A 422-nucleotide genomic window follows, 5' to 3' on the forward strand; every position below is an offset into this window, starting at 1 on the left:
CTCAATGAGTGGCGCCAGCACCTTCCATTGCGCATCCGTCAGAACTCGTGGCCTGCTTTCTTCAATCATTCCAGGTAGATGGGGCAATACTCAGGGACTGACAGGCCCTAGGCACACGGGACATCACACGAATGCTGGTGCGGCGGATTGAGATAGTTGAAGACAACATCGAAGTGGTGTTTCGCGCCCCACCACCAAGCGGCAGCGCTCCCCCACCGCGCGGTGCTACTGGCGGCAACACCCCAAACCGGCAAGATTATACAGGCGGTCGTCGAGCGCACCATCGCCTGGATCAATCGCAGCCGAGGACTGGCTAGCCCCAATACCGTTGACTTAGAAGCGTTCTGGAGTGGCAGCTGGGCGTCGACGGAACATCTGCCGCAGGCGGGCGATCCAGTGATTGAGGGTGCGAGGCTCGAGGC

Annotated in this window: 1 protein-coding gene; it reads left to right on the forward strand. The window is 60.2% G+C overall.

Annotation, left to right across the window (positions count from 1 at the left end; all coding sequences use genetic code 11):
- Positions 1-156: 156 nt before the first annotated feature.
- On the forward strand, positions 157-422 hold a 266-nt coding region (locus tag E2C06_RS39070; protein WP_206664863.1), incomplete at its 3' end, for a hypothetical protein.

The sequence above is a fragment of the Dankookia rubra genome (assembly GCF_004355005.1).
GTDB lineage: Bacteria > Pseudomonadota > Alphaproteobacteria > Acetobacterales > Acetobacteraceae > Paracraurococcus > Paracraurococcus ruber_A.